11 protein-coding genes and 1 tRNA gene are annotated in these 16,322 nt (G+C 75.3%); 7 read left to right on the forward strand and 5 right to left on the reverse strand.

Annotation, left to right across the window (positions count from 1 at the left end; translation table 11 throughout):
* Nucleotides 1-4: 4 nt before the first annotated feature.
* Nucleotides 5-1,291 carry an acyl-CoA dehydrogenase family protein gene (locus ACYVDO_RS07010; RefSeq protein WP_460934130.1) on the forward strand — a complete coding sequence of 429 codons (1,287 nt, stop codon included), beginning with the start codon at nucleotides 5-7 and terminating at the stop codon, nucleotides 1,289-1,291.
* Nucleotides 1,288-2,325 carry a phosphotransferase family protein gene (locus ACYVDO_RS07015; RefSeq protein WP_460934132.1) on the forward strand — a complete coding sequence of 346 codons (1,038 nt, stop codon included), beginning with the start codon at nucleotides 1,288-1,290 and terminating at the stop codon, nucleotides 2,323-2,325. The genes ACYVDO_RS07010 and ACYVDO_RS07015 overlap by 4 nt, the downstream gene beginning before the upstream one ends.
* Before the next feature lie 8 nt (nucleotides 2,326-2,333).
* Here the strand turns inward: ACYVDO_RS07015 and ACYVDO_RS07020 are convergent, their stop codons facing one another.
* The 3 genes from ACYVDO_RS07020 to ACYVDO_RS07030 all read right to left on the reverse strand — a co-directional run bounded on the left by ACYVDO_RS07020 (nucleotide 2,334) and on the right by ACYVDO_RS07030 (nucleotide 6,654).
* A complete protein-coding gene (locus ACYVDO_RS07020; protein ID WP_460934134.1) occupies nucleotides 2,334-3,665 on the reverse strand; it encodes an NAD(P)/FAD-dependent oxidoreductase in 1,332 nt (443 codons plus the stop codon).
* A gap of 128 nt (nucleotides 3,666-3,793) precedes the next feature.
* Complete coding sequence (locus tag ACYVDO_RS07025) at nucleotides 3,794-5,164, reverse strand: aminotransferase class III-fold pyridoxal phosphate-dependent enzyme (protein WP_460934136.1); 1,371 nt, start codon at nucleotides 5,162-5,164, stop codon at nucleotides 3,794-3,796.
* Nucleotides 5,164-6,654, reverse strand: a complete 1,491-nt coding sequence (locus ACYVDO_RS07030; protein WP_460934138.1) for a CoA-acylating methylmalonate-semialdehyde dehydrogenase — start codon at nucleotides 6,652-6,654, stop codon at nucleotides 5,164-5,166. The genes ACYVDO_RS07025 and ACYVDO_RS07030 overlap by 1 nt, the downstream gene beginning before the upstream one ends.
* 61 nt (nucleotides 6,655-6,715) lie before the next feature.
* Here ACYVDO_RS07030 and ACYVDO_RS07035 point away from each other — a divergent pair, with 61 nt between their 5' ends.
* Nucleotides 6,716-8,062, forward strand: coding sequence for an aminotransferase class I/II-fold pyridoxal phosphate-dependent enzyme (locus ACYVDO_RS07035; protein WP_460934140.1), 1,347 nt, complete (start codon nucleotides 6,716-6,718; stop codon nucleotides 8,060-8,062).
* A gap of 605 nt (nucleotides 8,063-8,667) precedes the next feature.
* Here ACYVDO_RS07035 and ACYVDO_RS07040 read toward each other — a convergent pair.
* Nucleotides 8,668-8,754, reverse strand: a tRNA-Ser gene (locus ACYVDO_RS07040).
* Nucleotides 8,755-8,979: 225 nt separating this feature from the next.
* Nucleotides 8,980-9,270 carry a helix-turn-helix transcriptional regulator gene (locus ACYVDO_RS07045; protein WP_460934142.1) on the reverse strand — a complete coding sequence of 97 codons (291 nt, stop codon included), beginning with the start codon at nucleotides 9,268-9,270 and terminating at the stop codon, nucleotides 8,980-8,982.
* Nucleotides 9,271-9,404: 134 nt separating this feature from the next.
* On the opposite strand from ACYVDO_RS07045, the gene ACYVDO_RS07050 reads away from it, so the two are divergent.
* From ACYVDO_RS07050 to ACYVDO_RS07065, 4 genes are all read left to right on the forward strand, one after another.
* Nucleotides 9,405-13,532, forward strand: coding sequence for a putative inorganic carbon transporter subunit DabA (locus ACYVDO_RS07050; RefSeq protein WP_460934144.1), 4,128 nt, complete (start codon nucleotides 9,405-9,407; stop codon nucleotides 13,530-13,532).
* On the forward strand, nucleotides 13,529-14,566 hold the full coding sequence (locus ACYVDO_RS07055; protein WP_460934146.1) for a DUF6671 family protein: 1,038 nt from the start codon (nucleotides 13,529-13,531) through the stop codon (nucleotides 14,564-14,566). Before ACYVDO_RS07050 ends, ACYVDO_RS07055 begins: the two co-directional genes overlap by 4 nt.
* 105 nt (nucleotides 14,567-14,671) lie before the next feature.
* The gene (locus tag ACYVDO_RS07060; protein WP_460934148.1) at nucleotides 14,672-15,619 is read left to right on the forward strand and encodes a DMT family transporter; all 948 of its coding nucleotides are present in this window, start codon (nucleotides 14,672-14,674) and stop codon (nucleotides 15,617-15,619) included.
* 47 nt (nucleotides 15,620-15,666) lie between these two features.
* Nucleotides 15,667-15,999: a YtxH domain-containing protein gene (locus ACYVDO_RS07065; RefSeq protein ID WP_460934150.1), complete on the forward strand. Its 333-nt coding sequence runs from the start codon at nucleotides 15,667-15,669 to the stop codon at nucleotides 15,997-15,999.
* Nucleotides 16,000-16,322: the final 323 nt, after the last annotated feature.

Below are 16,322 nucleotides of genomic sequence, written 5' to 3' on the forward strand. Positions count from 1 at the left end.
GCTCGTGGCCTTCGACTTCAGCACCAGCCCCGCCCTGGAGGAGCAGCGCCGCAAGGTCGCCGCCTTCGTCGCGAAGGAGGTGGTCCCGCTGGAGCAGCGGGTGTTCCGCGACGGGATGACCGACGCGCTGCGCCGCGACCTGCAGGGACGGGCCAAGGCGGCGGGCGTGTTCGCCCCGCAGGCGCCGCGCGAGCACGGCGGCGGCGGGTTCCGCTTCGACGAGTCCGCGGTGCTGCTCGAGGAGGCCGGCTACTCCCTCCTCGGCCCGCTCGCGCTCAACTGCGCCGCCCCCGACGAGGGCAACATCCACCTGATCCACCAGACGGGCACCCCCGAGCAGCACGCGGCATACCTGCGCCCGCTCGTGTCGGGGGAGGTGCGCTCCTGCTTCTCGATGACCGAGCCACCGCCCGGCGCGGGGTCCGACCCGTCCGCGCTGCGCACCACCGCGCGGCGGGTCGACGGCGGCTGGGTGCTCGACGGCGACAAGTGGCTGATCACCGGCGCCGACGGCGCGGCGTTCTCGATCGTCATGGCGCGCAACACCGGGGACGACGCCCCCGAGGGCGCCACGATGTTCCTCGTCGACGCCGACAACCCCGGCTTCGTCGTCGGCGACCACATCGACACCATCGACGCGACCGGTGTCGGCGGTCACTGCCGCGTCACGATCCGCGACTGCTTCGTCCCCGACGACCGCGTGCTCGGCGAGCCCGGCCGCGGCTTCCAGAGCGCCCAGGTGCGCCTGGCCCCCGCCCGCCTCACCCACTGCATGCGCTGGCTGGGCGCCGCGCGCCGGGCCCACGACATCGCGCTCGAGCGCGCGGTGGGCCGCGAGCTGTTCGGGTCGCGGCTGGCGGACCTCGGGATGGCGCAGGCGCTCATCGCCGAGAACGAGATCGACCTCGACGCCGCCCGCACCGTCGTCCGGCACGCCGCCTGGCAGATCGCGGAGGGCTCGCGCAGCAGCGAGGAGTCCTCGCGCGCCAAGGTGTTCGTGAGCGAGGCGGTCTGCCGCGTGGTCGACCGCTCGGTCCAGCTGGCCGGCGGCATGGGCACCTCCGAGGAGCTCGTCCTCGGCCGGATCTACCGCGACATCCGCTCGTTCCGGATCTACGACGGCGCCACCGAGGTGCACAAGATGTCGATCGCCCGTCGTGCGGCGAAGCGGGCCGCCGAGCGGCTCGCCGCCCGGGGTGAGGCCGTCGACGGCTCCGGCCGGCACGGCGACGGCGGGCACGACGACGGGGGCCCTGCTGACGGCACCCGCGGCGGGGGCTCCGGCGCGTGAGCGCGCCCGAGGAGGTGCGCGGCATACCCCGCGCGTCGTTCACGGCCTGGGCGGCCGATGCGCTGCCCGGGCTCGGCGAGGACTGGCGTGCGAAGGTCATCTCCGGCGGCCTGTCGAACATCACCTACCGCGTCACCGGGGCCGAGCGGACCGTCATCGTCCGGCGACCCCCGATGGGCAGCCTGCTGCCCAGCGCGCACGACATGGCACGCGAGCACCGGGTGCTGGCGGCCCTGCAGGGCACCGCCGTCCCCGTGCCCGAGGTGCTCGCGCTGTGCGAGGACCCCGAGGTCGTCGGCGCGCCCTTCTACGTCATGGCCGAGGTGACCGGTGACGTGCACCGCGAGCCGGAGGAGGCGGTGGGCCTGACCGAGGAGCAGCGCGACGCCTGGAGCGACGCGCTCGTCGCGGTGCTCGCCGAGATCCACGCGGTCGACCTCGACAGGACCGGGCTGCGCGACTTCGGCCGCCCCTCGGGCTACCTCGAGCGCCAGCTGCGCCGCTGGTCCGGCCAGTGGGAGGCCAGCCGCACCCGCGAGCTGCCCGCCATGGACGAGCTGGTGCGGAGGCTCGAGGCCGGGCGGCCGCAGGAGGGCGAGGTGACGCTCGTCCACGGCGACTACCGGCACGACAACACCCTCGTGCGGGTCGGCCCCGGTGGTCGGCCCGAGGTCGCGGCGGTCGTCGACTGGGAGCTGAGCACGCTCGGCGACCCGCTCGCCGACCTCGCCACCTGGCTGACCTACTGGACCGGCCGCGACGCCGAGGGGCGCCCGCTGATCGTCGGGGCCGGGGTACCGGCGATGCCCGGCTTCCCGTCCGCCGAGGAGCTCGCCCGCCGGTATGCCGTGGCCACCGGCCGCGACGTGTCGCACCTGGACTGGTACCGCGCCTTCACCGACTTCCGCCTCGCCGTCATCGCCGAGGGCGTGCACGCGCGCTACCTGGCGGGCGCGGCGAGCGGACCGGGGTACGACCGCGCGGGCGCCTCGGTGCCGCTGATCGTCGACCGCGCCCTGTCCCACCTGGCCTGACCGGCTTATCAGGAGTCGAAGCCGAGGCCGGCGGCGTCGAGCGCGCGCAGCCACAGGTTGCGCCGGCCCTGTCGCTCGTCGGCGCGGGCGAGCGACCACCGGGTGAGCTCGATCCCCGCCCACGCCAACGGTTCCGGCGGGAACGGCAGCGGCAGCTCGCGCACCATCTGCAGCCGCGTGCGCTCGGTGCTGCGGGCGTCGAGCAGGTCGAGCATGACCTGCGCGCCGAAGCGGGTCGCGCCGACGCCCAGCCCGGTGTAGCCCAGGGCGTAGGCGACCCGGCCGTCGAGGGCCTCGCCGTAGAAGGCGCAGAAGCGGGTGCAGGTGTCGATCGCCCCACCCCAGCGGTGGGTGAACCGCAGGCCCTCGAGCTGCGGGAAGGTCCCGAAGAAGTGCTCGGCCAGCCGGTCGAAGGTCTCGGGCCGCTGGTCGAGCGACGGCCCGAGCCGGCGGCCGTAGTGGTAGATCGCGTCGTAGCCGCCCCACAGGACGCGGTTGTCGTCGGTCAGCCGGTAGTAGTGGAACTGGTTGGTCATGTCGCCGACACCCGCGCGGCTGGCCCACCCGAGCGAGGCCAGCTGGGCGTCGCTGAGCGGCTCGGTCATGAGGACGTAGTCGTAGACGGGCACCGTGTGCAGCCGGACCCGTCGCAGCAGGGACGGGAAGGCGTTGGTGCCCAACGCGACACGGCCCGCGCGCACCATGTGCCCGGTCGAGGTGGCGACCTCGACCCCGGCCCCGTGGCGTCGGAGCCCGGTCGCCCTGGTGCCCTCGACGATGCGGACGCCGAGCGACTCGGCAGCCCGGGCCAGGCCCCAGGCGAGGCGGGCCGGGTCGACCATCGCGGTCTCGTCCCGGTCCCAGACGCCGGCGACGTACCTGGGTGAGTCCAGGTGGGCCCGCACCGCGTCCCGGTCGAGGAACTCCCCCGGCTCGTCGGCCAGCCACTCGACCTGGTGCGGCTCGGTGGCGACCGTCAGCGCGCCCGACCGCCGGAAGTCGCACTCGATGCCGTACCGCGCCACCGTGGCCTCGATGCCGTCGAGGTTCTCCCGGCCGAGGCGGCGCAGCGCATCCATCTCGTCGGGCCACCGGGACCGGCCGTTGGCCTCGCCGTGGGTGAGGCTCGCGGCGCAGAACCCCCCGTTGCGCCCCGAGGCCGCCCAGCCGACCGACCCGGCCTCGAGCACGACGACGTCCCGTGAGGGGTCGGCCTCCTTCGCCAGCACCGCCGTCCACAGGCCGCTGTAGCCCGCGCCGACCACGAGCAGGTCGGTGTCGACCGACGCGTCGAGCGGCGGCCGGGGCGCCGGCCGGTCGGGGCGGTCGAGCCAGAACACCGTCGGCGCCGCGTCGGCGAGGGCAGGGTGCCGTGGCAGCCGAGGACTCGGCAGGCCAGCAGCCGTGCTGGCCCCGGCGTCCCCTGCCGACCGGTGCGTCGCCCTGCGCATCACGCGGCGCCGCCCGCTCAGGCGTCGGCGCCGGTGTAGTGCCAGTCCGCCACGGCGAGCGCCGCGTCGAGGATCGCCAACCCCTCGCGCACCTCGTCCGCCGTCGTCGTGCACGGCGGGACGACGTGGGTCCGGTTGAAGTGGGTGAACGGCCAGAGCCCGCGCTCCTTGCAGGCGGCGGCGAACTCGTTCATCGGCTTGGCGTCGGCCCCACCGGCGTTGAACGGCACGAGCGGCTCCCGGGTGGTGCGGTCGCGCACGAGCTCGACCGCCCAGAACGCGCCGAGGCCGCGGACCTCACCGACCGACGGGTGCCGCTCGGCCAGCTCGCGTAGCCCGGGGCCGATGACGTCCGCGCCCAGGGAGCGCGCGTGCTCGACGATGCCCTCCTCGCGGAAGACCTCGATCGAGGCGACCGCAGAGGCGCAGGCGAGCGGGTGGCCCGAGTACGTGAGGCCACCGGGGAAGGGGCGCGAGTCGAACGTCTGCGCCACACGCTCGGAGATGACCACGCCGCCCAGCGGGACGTACCCGCTGTTGACACCCTTGGCGAAGGTGATGAGGTCAGGCGTGACGCCCCAGTGGTCCACGGCGAACCACTCGCCGCACCGGGCGAACCCGGCCATGACCTCGTCGGCGATCATGACGATCCCGTGCTCGTCGCAGATCTCGCGCACCCCGGCGAGGTACCCCGGCGGCGGCACGAGGATGCCGTTGGTGCCGACCACCGTCTCCAGGATGATCGCGGCCACCGTGTGCGGCCCCTCGACCATGAGCAGGTCGCGCAGGTGCTGCAGCGCCCGCTGCGACTCCTCCTCCTCGGTGCTCGCGTGGAAGCCCGAGCGGTAGAGGTAGGGACCCCAGTAGCGCACCACACCCGGCATACCGGGCTCGGAGGGCCAGCGACGCGGATCCCCGGTCAGGGCAATGGAACCCGCGGTCGCGCCGTGGTAGCTCCGGTAGGCCGCGAGCACCTTGTTGCGGCCGGTGTGCAGGCGGGCCATGCGGAGCGCGTTCTCGTTCGCCTCCGCACCGCCGTTGGTGAAGAACACCCGGTTCAGGTCGCCCGGTGCGATCTCCGCGATGAGGCGGGCCGCCTCGGAGCGGGCGTCGTTGGCGAAGGCCGGGCTGATCGTCGTGAGCCGGGCCGCCTGCTCCTGGATCGCCGCGACGAGCTTGGGGTGCTGATAGCCGATGTTGACGTTGACGAGCTGGCTGGAGAAGTCGAGGTAGCGCTTGCCCGAGTAGTCGGTGAAGTACGACCCCTGCGCCGACGCGATCGGGAGCGGGTCGATCAGCGCCTGCGCCGACCAGGAGTGGAAGACGTGGGCGCGGTCGTCGCGCCGGACGCGCTCCTCCGAGGCCGTGGTGACGACGTCGAGGCTCATCAGCGGGTCCTCGGGAAGCCCAGGTCGACGGACGAGGTCGCCGGGTCGGGCCAGCGCTGCGTGACGACCTTGCCGCGGGTGTAGAAGTTGACGCCCTCCGGGCCGTACATGTGGGTGTCGCCGAACAGCGAGTCCTTCCAGCCACCGAAGGAGTAGTAGGCGACGGGCACGGGGATCGGCACGTTGATGCCGACCATGCCGACCTGCACGTCGTACTGGAACCGGCGGGCCGCGCCGCCGTCGCGGGTGAAGATGGCCGTGCCGTTGGCGTACTGGTTGGAGTTGATGAGCTCCAGGCCCTCATCGTAGGTGTCGACCCGCACCACGGACAGCACCGGCCCGAAGATCTCGTCGGTGTAGACCGTCATCTCGGGCTGCACGTGGTCGAGCAGGGTGGTGCCGAGGAAGAAGCCCTCCTGCGGGTGCTCGCCGGTCCGGCCGTCCACGACGACCGAGGCCCCCGCGGCCTCGCCGGCGTCGACGTAGCCGGCGACCTTGTCGCGGTGCTCGGCGGTGATGAGCGGCCCCATGTCGGTGTCGGGGTCGGCGCCGTCGCCCACGGTCAGCTTGGGCAGCCGCGCCGCGATGGCGTCGACGAGCGGCTGCGCGACGTCGCCGACCGCGACGGCGACGGACAGCGCCATGCACCGCTCGCCGGCCGCGCCGTAGGCCGCCGAGACCACCGCGTCGGCGGCCATGTCGACGTCGGCGTCGGGCAGGACGAGCGCGTGGTTCTTCGCGCCACCGAGGGCCTGCACCCGCTTGCCGTTGGCGGTCCCGCGCTCGTAGATGTACTTCGCGATGGGCGTCGAGCCGACGAAGCTGACGGCCGCCACGTCGGGGTGGTCGAGCAGGGCGTCGACGGCGAGCTTGTCTCCCTGGACCACGGTGAAGACGCCGTCGGGCAGCCCGGCCTCCTTCCACAGCTCGGCGAGGAAGAGGGCGGCCGAGGGGTCCTTCTCGCTGGGCTTGAGGATGAAGGCGTTGCCGCACGCGATCGCGTTGGCGCACATCCACAGCGGCACCATCGCGGGGAAGTTGAACGGCGTGATCCCGGCGACGACCCCGAGCGGCTGGCGGATCGAGTACACGTCGACGCCGGTCGACGCCTGCTCGCTGTGGCCACCCTTGAGCAGGTTCGGCACCCCCGTGGCGAACTCGACGTTCTCGAGCCCGCGTGCGATCTCGCCGGCGGCGTCGGAGACGACCTTGCCGTGCTCGGCCGTGATGATCCGGGCGAGCTCGTCGGTGCGGGAGTGCAGCAGCTCGCGCATCGCGAACAGCACGGCCGAGCGCTGCGACAGCGACGCGTGCCGCCACTCGAGGGCGGCGGCGCGGGCGCTGGCCACCGCGGCGCCGACCTCCTCCACCGAGGCCAGGTCGACCTCGCCGGTCGTCTCGCCGGTGGCCGGGTTGTACACGGGGGAGGTCCGGCCGGAGGTGCCCTCGTGGCGGCGGCCGTCGACCCAGTGGGGGATGCGCGTGGTCATGACGCCCACGATACGAACCAGTCGCTGGTCACACAATACGGGGATTGCTACGGTACAAACCGTGACCGCGATCCTGTCCGCCCTCGAGGAGCGCCTCGAGGAGCCCACCGGCAGGGGGCTGGCCCACGCCGTCTCGGCAGCCGTCCGCGACGGCGTGCTCCGCCCCGGCGACCGGCTCCCACCCATCCGCGTCGTGGCGACCCAGCTGGCCATGTCGCCCACGACCGTCAGTGCCGCCTGGGGGCTGCTGACCCGCTCCGGCACCGTGGCCACGGACGGGAGGCGGGGCACCCGGGTGCTCGACCAGGGGGTCCCCGGCGCCGGGGGCCGGTACCGGACGGCGCTCGACCGGCGCACGGCCTTCGCCCTCGACCTGTCGACCGGCGTCCCGGACCCCGAGCTACTGCCCGACCTCGGCGCAGCCCTGCGCAGCCTGCCGGCCGCACCGGCGACCGGCAGCTACCTCGACGACCCGGTGCTGCCGGACCTCGCCGACCTGCTCCGGACCGACTGGCCCTACGAGGCGGCCGAGCTCACCGTCGCCGACGGCGCCATGGACGCCATCGACCTGGTCGTGCGCACCACGCTGCGCTTCGGCGACCGGGTCGTCGTGGAGGACCCCGGCTTCCCGCCGCTGCTCGACCTGCTGGAGTCCGTCGGCGCACAGGTCGTCGGCGTCCCCGTCGACGACGAGGGCCTGGACCCCGAAGGGCTCGACGGGGCGCTGCGCGAGGGGGTCCGTGCCGTCTTCCTCCAGCCGCGGGCGCAGAACCCCACCGGTGTCGCCACGAGCCAGCGCCGGGCGCGGGCGCTCGCCGGCCTGCTCGAGAGCCACGACGCGCTCGTGGTCGAGGACGACTCGGCATACGGACTGTGCACCGCGCCGCTGGTCAGCCTGGGGCGGTGGCGCGCCTCGCACACCGTCCACGTGCGCTCGTTCTCCAAGGCCTACGGGCCCGACCTGCGGCTCGCGGCGATGAGCGCGCCGCCGGAGGTGCACCGCGCCGTGGCGGCGCGCCGCCAGCTCGGGCAGGGGTGGTCCAGCCGGCTGCTCCAGCAGGTGCTCGTGCGACTGCTCACCGGTGCCGGCGAGGAGGTGGCGCGGGCGTCGAGCGCGTATGCCGAGCGGCGGGCCTCGCTGGTGGCGGCGCTGCGTGAGCGCGGGGTCGAGGTGGGCGGGGTCGAAGGGCTCAATCTCTGGGTGCCGGTCCGCGACGAGACCGCGGCGGTGGTCCGGCTGGCCAGCCAGGGCATCGGCGTCGCCCCGGGACGGCCCTTCCGGGTGGGCGCCGGCGGCGACCCGGGACACGTGCGGGTCACCGTGGGACTGGTCGCGGGCGGCGTGGAGGAGCTGGCCGACGCCCTGGCCGCGGCCGCGCGCTCCGGGGGTTGGGGCGGCGGACGCTGACGCGAGGTCCCGGCGAGACCGGGCCACGCCGCGGTCGGGCGGTCGTGCGGGTCTGGCGGTGGGCCGGGTCTTGCGGTCGAGCGGGTCTTGCGGGTCGGGCAGTCAGGCGGGTCGGGCAGTCAGGCGGGGTGGGGAACCACTCGGCTGCAGACGGCACGAAGGCCGGGCTGCAGGGTTGCCCGGCCTTCGGCCATCCACCCGAAGGTGGACGACTGTGTTAGCCATCCACGCGAAGGCGGACGACTGTGTTCCCCAATCGTCAACGCTAGAGGGCGCCCGGAGGGGACGACTCCCTCAATTGTTGTACCGATGCGACCCCGAACGCACGGAAACGGGCGGATGTGCGCCTGAGGACGGTCCCTCCGCCGGCCCATTCCTGACGGTTCTGCCGCCAACGGCCCTCGCGACCCGACCGCGAGGGCGACTCGTGACGATTCCGGCACGAATCGCCCCGCGGAGTGCGTGGCGCTCCGCGCCCGAACGGGGCCTGGCGGAGGGCGTGGGAACCGTCGCGGCTCGTTCCTCGCCGCTCCTCCCGAATCCCGCATGCTTCATGCGCAGGAACCGGACGGGCCTCGTCCCTCGGCCCGCCCGAACCCTGCGCGCGGAGGGCGTGGGATTCGAACCCACGATGACGTTGCCGCCATAGCGGTTTTCAAGACCGCCGCACTAGGCCACTATGCGAGCCCTCCCTCGAGCCGTCCCGCGCGTTCCGGGCCGACCCGACGTGGCGGCCGGCCGGCGCGCCACCGCCCCGACGGGGCTGCGGCACCGCGAGGACCAGTCGCCGCGCCCAGCCTATCCGCCGACTCCGCCCCTCAGCTTCCGGTCCACGGCCACCACTGCGGCGAGCGCCCTGCCGCCCCTGGGAGCGCGGAACGCGGGGATGCAAACCCGCCGACCCTGCGACCGAGTCGTCAGTGGTTCTCGAAGATCGACAGCAGGGCAGCGACCCGGACGGTCGACTCGGCGGGGTGGCGCAGCCGCATCTCCGGGTCGAGGCGGTAGGTGTTGCGACGCCCGACCCGCTCCTTGCTGATGTACCCGGCGGTCTCCAGGTCGCTGAGGATCGACAGCGTCGCCCGCTCCCCGATCCCCACCTCGGCCGCCAGGTCGCGGACCCGCGCCTCCGGGGACTTGCTGATGGCCACCAGCACGTGGCCGTGGTTGCTCAGAAAGGTCCACTGACGATCCCCTGCCGCGTCCACCAGCCCCACGATAGCCCGAGGTCGCGGCGAAGGGGGCCGACCCGCGCACGCCGCCGGCCCGCTACGGCACAGGCGTCGGCGCGCCGACACCTGCAGTTTGACGCATGCATTGCAATGCATGCATGATTCAGCGCATGTCCTGGTCCTGGTCGACACCGCCCCGCCTCCTCGCTCTGCTCGCCGCGGCCCTCGGCCTGGCCGCCCTGGGCCCCGCCACCGCCGGGCGCCCCTGGTCCGGGGCGTTGGGGCCCGTGGAGGGGGCGGCGTGGCCATGGCGCCTCGACGTCACGGCCAGCCTGCTGCTGGTGTTCGTGGGGGTGCTGACCTGGCTGGTCGCCCGGTTCTGCGCCGTCAACCTGCGGGGGCGAGGCCGGGGCCGGGACGTCGGGATCCTGCTCATTGCCGTGCTGCTCAGCCTGGGGGTCATGGCGGCGAGCGCCAGCATCATCGGCTTCGCCGCAGGCTGGACTACCAGCGGCCTGCTCGTGACCGTCCTCATCGCCCGGGCCGGTACGCCGCGTGCGGGCACCGCCGCGGCCGGCATGCGCCGGTGGCTGCTCGTGGGTGATGCGGCCCTGTGGGCCGGGGTGGGGCTGTGGGCCTGGTGGTTCCCGACCACGCAGCGCGGTTCGCTGGCCACGCCCACGACGGGGTGGCAGGCGACCGTGGTCGCGGCCCTGCTCGCCGTGGCCTGCCTCGCGCGCAGCGGGCTGGTGCCGGCCCACCGCTGGCTCCCGGAGACGGCCGAGGCACCGTCGCCGGTGTCGGCCCTCCTGCACGCCGGCGTGGTCAACGGCGCCGGCCTGTTGGGTGTCGCCGCGTGGCCCGTCTTCGCCGCCAGCCCCGCCGTCCTGGCCTGCCTCCTGGGTGCCGGCCTCCTCACCGTGGTGGTCGGCGCGTGGGCCGGCACCGTGCGCCGCGACGTCAAGGGTCGCCTCGCCTGGTCGACGACCACCCAGATGGGCTACATGGTCGTGCAGCTCGGGCTGGGACTGCCCGGTATGGCGTTCATGCACCTCATCGCCCACGGGTGCTACAAGTCCTGGCTGTTCCTGCGGGCCGGCGGATCGCCCGAACGGCACCGTCACCGGTGGGCGACCAGCCGCCGTCCCCTCCCTCGGTTGGCGGGCGCGCTCGGCGCGGTCGCACTCCTGGGCGCCGCCGGTGCACCGGCGGCAGCGGGGGTGCTGTCCTCCTCGGGACCGACGGCAGTCGTGCCGCTCCTGGTCGCGGCGACCGCCGTCGCCCTGGCCGGGTGGGCCGCGGCCGGCCAGCAGCGCGCCTCCCTGCCGGTGGTGCTCGGGGTGGTGGCCCTCGCCGGGGCGGCCGGCGTGGCATACACGTGGCTCCTGCGGGGGTGGGAGGTCCTGGTGTCGGCCGCCCTGGCGGCGCCGCCCGTCTGGGGCCCCGTCGCCGCCGCCGTGCTGACCGGCGCCTGCGCGGCAGCGGGCCTGGTGCTGGTACGGGGCCGCAGCGCACTGGCGCGGTCCGTGGCGAGCCCCCTCGCCCTGCGGTTGCTCCCGCTGTCCCTCAGCCCCGGCCGCACGCCGCGCGGAACCGTCCCGGACCTCCTCCTCTCGGCGACCCGGCGAGCGGTCACCGTGGAGCCGACCGGCCTCGACCGGTCCCGGCTCGAGGCGGCCGCCGGCAGGGCTGCCGCGACGACCGGGCCTGCCTGGCCGGTGGGGGCGATGGTCGCGGCGAACCCGCTCTCGGCCCTGGAGTCCGTGCCGTTCGCGGACGCGGTGGCGGCCGCCGAGCAGGCCCACGGCAGCCGGGTCCTCCCGGCGCTGGGACGCTACGTCGCCCTGCACGAGTCAGGACGCATCACCGAGGCGCACCTCGACCGCGCCCTTCAGGACCACCCCGACCTGCCGCCGACCGCCGCGGCCCTGGTGGCCGAGACGCGACAGCTGCTCGCCCGGCCCAAGGCCGGGGCGGTCCCGCGACAGCACCGGCGCCTGCGTGAGGTCCTCGCCACCGGGTCGCCGCGTCGGGCGCAGCTCGCCCTCGAGCACGAGGGCGTGTGGACCCAGCTCGCCTGGTCCGACAGTGCTGGCCCGGTGGGCGCGACCGCACCTCGCGGAGCGCGGCGGCCGGACGGGCCCTACGCGCTATGGCGCACCGCGGCCGCGCAGCGGGGCTACGACCGCGTGACCGGGATCCGGGGCGCCTCCGCCTGGGTGCGGTCACTGCCGGAGGACCCCGCGGCCGCCATCCTGGCCCTCGCGACCGTGCTCGGGATCGACGAGCCGGCGCTGGAGGACCACCTGCGGGCCACGGCCACGGATGGCCCCGGCTGGACCGCCCACGCGATGTGGCGCTGTCGTGAGACGGGCCGGACCACGCCACTGCTCGAGCTGCTCGCGCTGCGCCTGGCGCACGACGTCCTCTTCTGCTGGGAGGCGGCGACCGCGCAGGACGACCCCCGCTGGGACGGTGCCGCCCGTGGGGCGGTCCGGGCCCCGGCCCGGGTGGCGGACGCCGACCGGCTCGCCGGGGCGGTCAGGGCGCGGGAGCTGGCCCTGGGCATGGCGTGGCAGCGTGCCCTCGAGGCGGGAGTGCAGGACTGGCTCCTCGACACCATCGACCACGCCCGCCCGCTCGGGGCGGCGCGCACCGGAGCGACCCCCTCCCGCCCGGCCAGCCAGTCGTTGTGGTGCATCGACGTGCGGTCCGAGCGCATCCGCCGCCACCTGGAGTCCATCGGGCGCCACGAGACCTTCGGGGTCGCGGGCTTCTTCGGCGGTGCCGTCCGGCTCACCGACGCCGACGGCAACGTCGAGGACCTCTGCCCGATCCTGCTGCAGCCGGACCACGTCGCCGGCGTGGGCACCCGGACCCTGCGGCTGCGCGAGGCCGTGCACCGGACGGCGACGTCCGTCAGCCGGCACCCCATCGCCGCGCTCGCCGTGGCGGAGGGCGGCGGCTTCCTCTCCGGGGCGACCAGCCTCGCCTCGACGTTGCGGCCGGCGGTGACGCGCAGGGCCGTCCGGACGAGCACGGCGCACGGGGCCCGGGCCGTCGCGCGAGAGCTGCGGCACTCCCCCCTCGCCACCGACCTGACCCTGCACGAGCGGGCCGACCTGGCCCACGGCGCCCTCCTGGCCGTCGGGCTGGTCTCGGACTTCGCACCCGTCCTGCTCGTCTGCGGGCACGGGGCCACCGTCGAGAACAACGCCTTCGCGGCGGCCTACGACTGCGGGGCCTGCGGGGGCCACCCCGGCGTGGTGAACGCGGTCCTCCTGGCGCAGGTGCTCAACGAGCCCGAGGTCCGGGCCGAGCTGGCGCTCCGCGGGGTCCACCTGCCCGACGACACGGTGGCGGTGGCGGCCCTGCACGACACGACCACCGACCGGGTGGAGCTGCTCGGCCCGGTCGAGGACCCCGAGCTCGTGCGCGACCTCGAGGTGGCCGGGGCGCGGGCGGCGCACGAACGGCTGCGCACGCTGCCGCGCCGTCGTCGTGGGGAGACGCCGGGGGCCCTCCCGGCGCGGGCCGCCGACTGGTCCGAACCCGCACCGGAGTGGGGTCTGGCCGGGAACGCCGCGCTGGTGATCGGCCCCCGCTCCCTCACCCGGGGGGCCGGCCTCGACGGGCGCGTGTTCCTCCACTCCTACGACGAGCGCGTCGACCCCGAGCGCACCGTGCTCGAGCAGCTGCTCACCGCACCGCTGGTGGTCGCCCAGTGGATCAACGCGCAGTACTACTTCTCGACCGCTGCGCCGCACCTGTACGGCGCCGGGGACAAGACGACCCACAACGTGGTCGGCGACGTCGGGGTCCTCACCGGCGCCCGCGGGGACCTGCGCACCGGGCTCCCCTGGCAGACCCTCTCCCGCAGCGAGCCCGCGGACGCGGGGCCGGCGCACGACCCGGTCCGGGACCTGGTGCACGAGCCCGTGCGCCTGACGGTCGTCGTCGCGGCCCCGCCACAGGCGGTGGCAGCGATCGTGGAGCGGCACCAGGAGCTGCGCCGGCTCGTGGCCAACGACTGGATCACCCTCCTGGTGGCGACCCCCGAGGGCCGGTACCTCGCCCTCGGCCCGGACCTGCAGTGGCGACACCGCACCACCGGACGGAGCACCCCGGCACCGCACTCACCGGCCGGCCCGTCCCGGACCGCCTCCACGACACCGGCCGGCCCGTCCCGGACCCCCTCCACGACACCGGCCGGGCCCCCGGCACCCGAAGTCACCGACGCCCCCACGCCGGCATCCAACCGGCGCATCCGCACCTCCACCACCCAGGAGTCCTCATGAGCACCACCGCAGTCCCCCACGTCGAGCGCGGCGCCGCCACCCTGACGGCCCCGCCCACCCCGCCCCTCCCTCGGGTCCTCTACTCCGGGCGCCCCGTGGCACTTGCCACCGCCCACGGGAAGGCGTCCGTGCTCGGCGACGTGTTCGCCACGGCCGGGCTGCCCCTGGTGGAGGTCCGGGTCGAGACCGACCGGCTCGGCACCTTCACCGGCGACGTCCCCAGGACGGCCGGCCTCATGGAGACGGCCGTGGCCAAGGCGCGGATGGGGGCGGCCACGAGCGGCCTGGCCCTCAACATCGCGTCCGAGGGCAGCTTCGCGCCCGACCCGGCGACCGGAGCCGTCGTCCAGCGCGAGGTCGTCGCCTGGGTCGACGAGGAGTCGGGGCTGGTCGTGGTCGGGCGGGCGGGCGGGTACGCCCCGTGGGTGCGGAGCTGGACGCTCGCACCCGGCGACGACCCGGGCGTCCTCGCTGCCGACGTCGACCTGGCGTCGCACCGGCTCACGGTCCGGCCGGAACCCCTCGGGCGCGCGGGGGAGGACCGGCCCGACGGTCCGGACCACCAGCGCAGCTCGGACCACCAGCGCAGCTCGGACCACCAGGGCGCCCCGGACCACCACGAAGACCCGGACCACCAGGGCGGCTGGGGCCACCGCGGCGGACCCTCGGCGATCACCAAGGGGATCGCCGACGAGCCGTCGCTGCGGGCCGCCGTGGCGCGGGCGCTGGCCGCGGCGCCCCGGGCGCTCGTCGAGACCGACCTGCGCTCGCACGTCTGCCCCCCGCGCCACCGGGTCATGCGCGAGGCCGCCCTCGACCTGCTGCTGCGGCTGCACACGGACTGCCCCTCGTGCCACCGACCCGGGTTCGGCCCGGAGGAGCGGGTGGGCAGCGCACCGTGCCGCTCGTGCGGGACCCCCACCGACGTTCGCACCGAGGTCGTCGACCGGTGCCCCCACTGCCACCACGCGCAGGGCAGGCCCACAGGAGCCACCAGCGCGGAGCCGTCCCAGTGCCCCTCGTGCAACCCGTGAGGCCGTCGCCCTGAGGCCGTCCGCGTCCCCCGACGTGGACCGCCCGCGGCCGGGGTCCTGCCGGTTGTCGCGGAGGCGGCACCGCAGGGCGGGTAGCGTCGCACCGTGTCCTTGGCCGTCGCCCTGCCCTGCGCAGTCCTGTCCGCGGTCGCGTACGGCACGTCGACCGCGGTCCAGCACCGGGCGGCCCACCGGGGCACCGGCAAGGCGGATGCCCGTGGCGTGGTCCGGCTCCTGCGCGACCCACGCTGGCTGGCCTCGGTCGGTGGGGACACCGTGGGCCTGGTCCTGCAGGTGGTCGCCCTCGCGACGGGGCCGGTCCTCGTCGTGCAGCCGCTGCTCGTGCTCGCCGTCCCCGTCGCCCTGCCCGTGGGCCGGCTGCTGGGCGGTCCTGCCCCCGGCTGGCGCGACTATGCCGCGTGCGCCGGGATCCTCGCCGCCCTGGCCGCGTTCTTCGCGCTCGTCGGCGACCCCGGGCATGCCTCACCCCTGCCCGCCACCGAGGCCGCGTGGGCGCTCGGCGCCGCCATGGTCGCGGGCGGCGCGCTGCTGCTCGCGGTCCGCCGGGGCTCCTCCACGGTCCGGGCCGCCGTCTACGGCGGGGTCGCGGGTGCGGGATTCGGCCTCGTCGGCGTCCTGCTCGACGCGGTCGCCGGCCGGTGGCAGCGGCTGGGGCCGTCCGGCCTCGCCCAGCCCGACGGCTGGGTGCCCCTGCTCGCGCTCGTCCTCGCCGGCGCGGCCGCCCTCGTCCTGACCCAGGTCTCCTTCCAGGTCGGGGCTCTCGGTGCCAGCTTCCCCGCCAGCGAGGTCGCCGCACCGGTCGTGGCGGTCGTCCTGGCTGCCGCCCTCCTGCACGAGCGGCTGCCGGTGTCGCCGGGGCACCTCGCGGCATACCTGCTCTGCGTGGTGGTCCTCACCCTCGGCACCGTGCAGCTGGCCCGGGGGCTCTCCCCGACCGCGCCGGGTGCGGCGGGGGGCCTCCCGCCGCACCCGGCGGCGGGGCCGTCCCACGACCGCCCACCGGCCCCCGGGGACCGCTCGACGAGCCCCTGACCAGCGCCCTTGTTAGGGTCGACGGATCCCCTCAAGGAGGTCGAACCATGGCAAAGCTGTCGTTCATCGCTGGTCTCGCGGCGGGCTACGTGCTCGGCGCCAAGGCCGGCCAGAAGCGCTACCAGCAGATCAAGGGCCGGGCCACGCAGGTGTGGTCCAGCGAGCCCGTCCAGTCCAAGGTCGACACCGTGGTGCAGACGGTCAAGGAGCAGGCACCGGTCGTCGCGGCCAAGGTCGGCGACGCGGCGAAGACCGCCGGCTCGGCCGCGCGCGAGCGCGTGACGGGCGAGCACCTGCCGGAGACGCTGCACCGCGGCACCGACGGCCGGCTGCACGCCGACACCACGGGCTTCGGCCCCGGTCCCGGCAAGCTCCCCTAGCCCCGGGGCACCACCACGCCCCCCACTTGTTGCCAGCAGGTGGTCACGGAGGCGGCCTCAGGCGCCGTCGGTGACCACCACGTGGCAACAAGTGGGGACACCACGACAGACGAGAGCGGCGCGGCCACCCCTGTGGCCGCGCCGCTCCCGTGTCCCCTCACCGCGCGGCCCCCCGACCGCACGTCCTGCCGTTCAGCGGCGCCGCCGGGCGGGTCCGACCGGGCGCGTGCTGGGAACCCCCGACCAGCACCTTCCACGACCGAACCCGCCCGACGACGTGCCCCGAGGGGCGTGGCAGCGACGTGTTCCCAACGCCGGCCGCC

Source organism: Phycicoccus ginsengisoli (assembly GCF_054779295.1).

Excerpts from the sequence above, each read along its gene's own strand:
- ACYVDO_RS07025 (WP_460934136.1), bottom strand. The coding sequence starts at position 5,164 with ATGAGCCTCGACGTCGTCACCACGGCCTCGGAGGAGCGCGTCCGGCGC.
- ACYVDO_RS07050 (WP_460934144.1), top strand. The coding sequence starts at position 9,405 with ATGTCCTGGTCCTGGTCGACACCGCCCCGCCTCCTCGCTCTGCTCGCC.
- ACYVDO_RS07030 (WP_460934138.1), bottom strand. The coding sequence starts at position 6,654 with ATGACCACGCGCATCCCCCACTGGGTCGACGGCCGCCGCCACGAGGGC.
- ACYVDO_RS07055 (WP_460934146.1), top strand. The coding sequence starts at position 13,529 with ATGAGCACCACCGCAGTCCCCCACGTCGAGCGCGGCGCCGCCACCCTG.
- ACYVDO_RS07065 (WP_460934150.1), top strand. The coding sequence starts at position 15,667 with ATGGCAAAGCTGTCGTTCATCGCTGGTCTCGCGGCGGGCTACGTGCTC.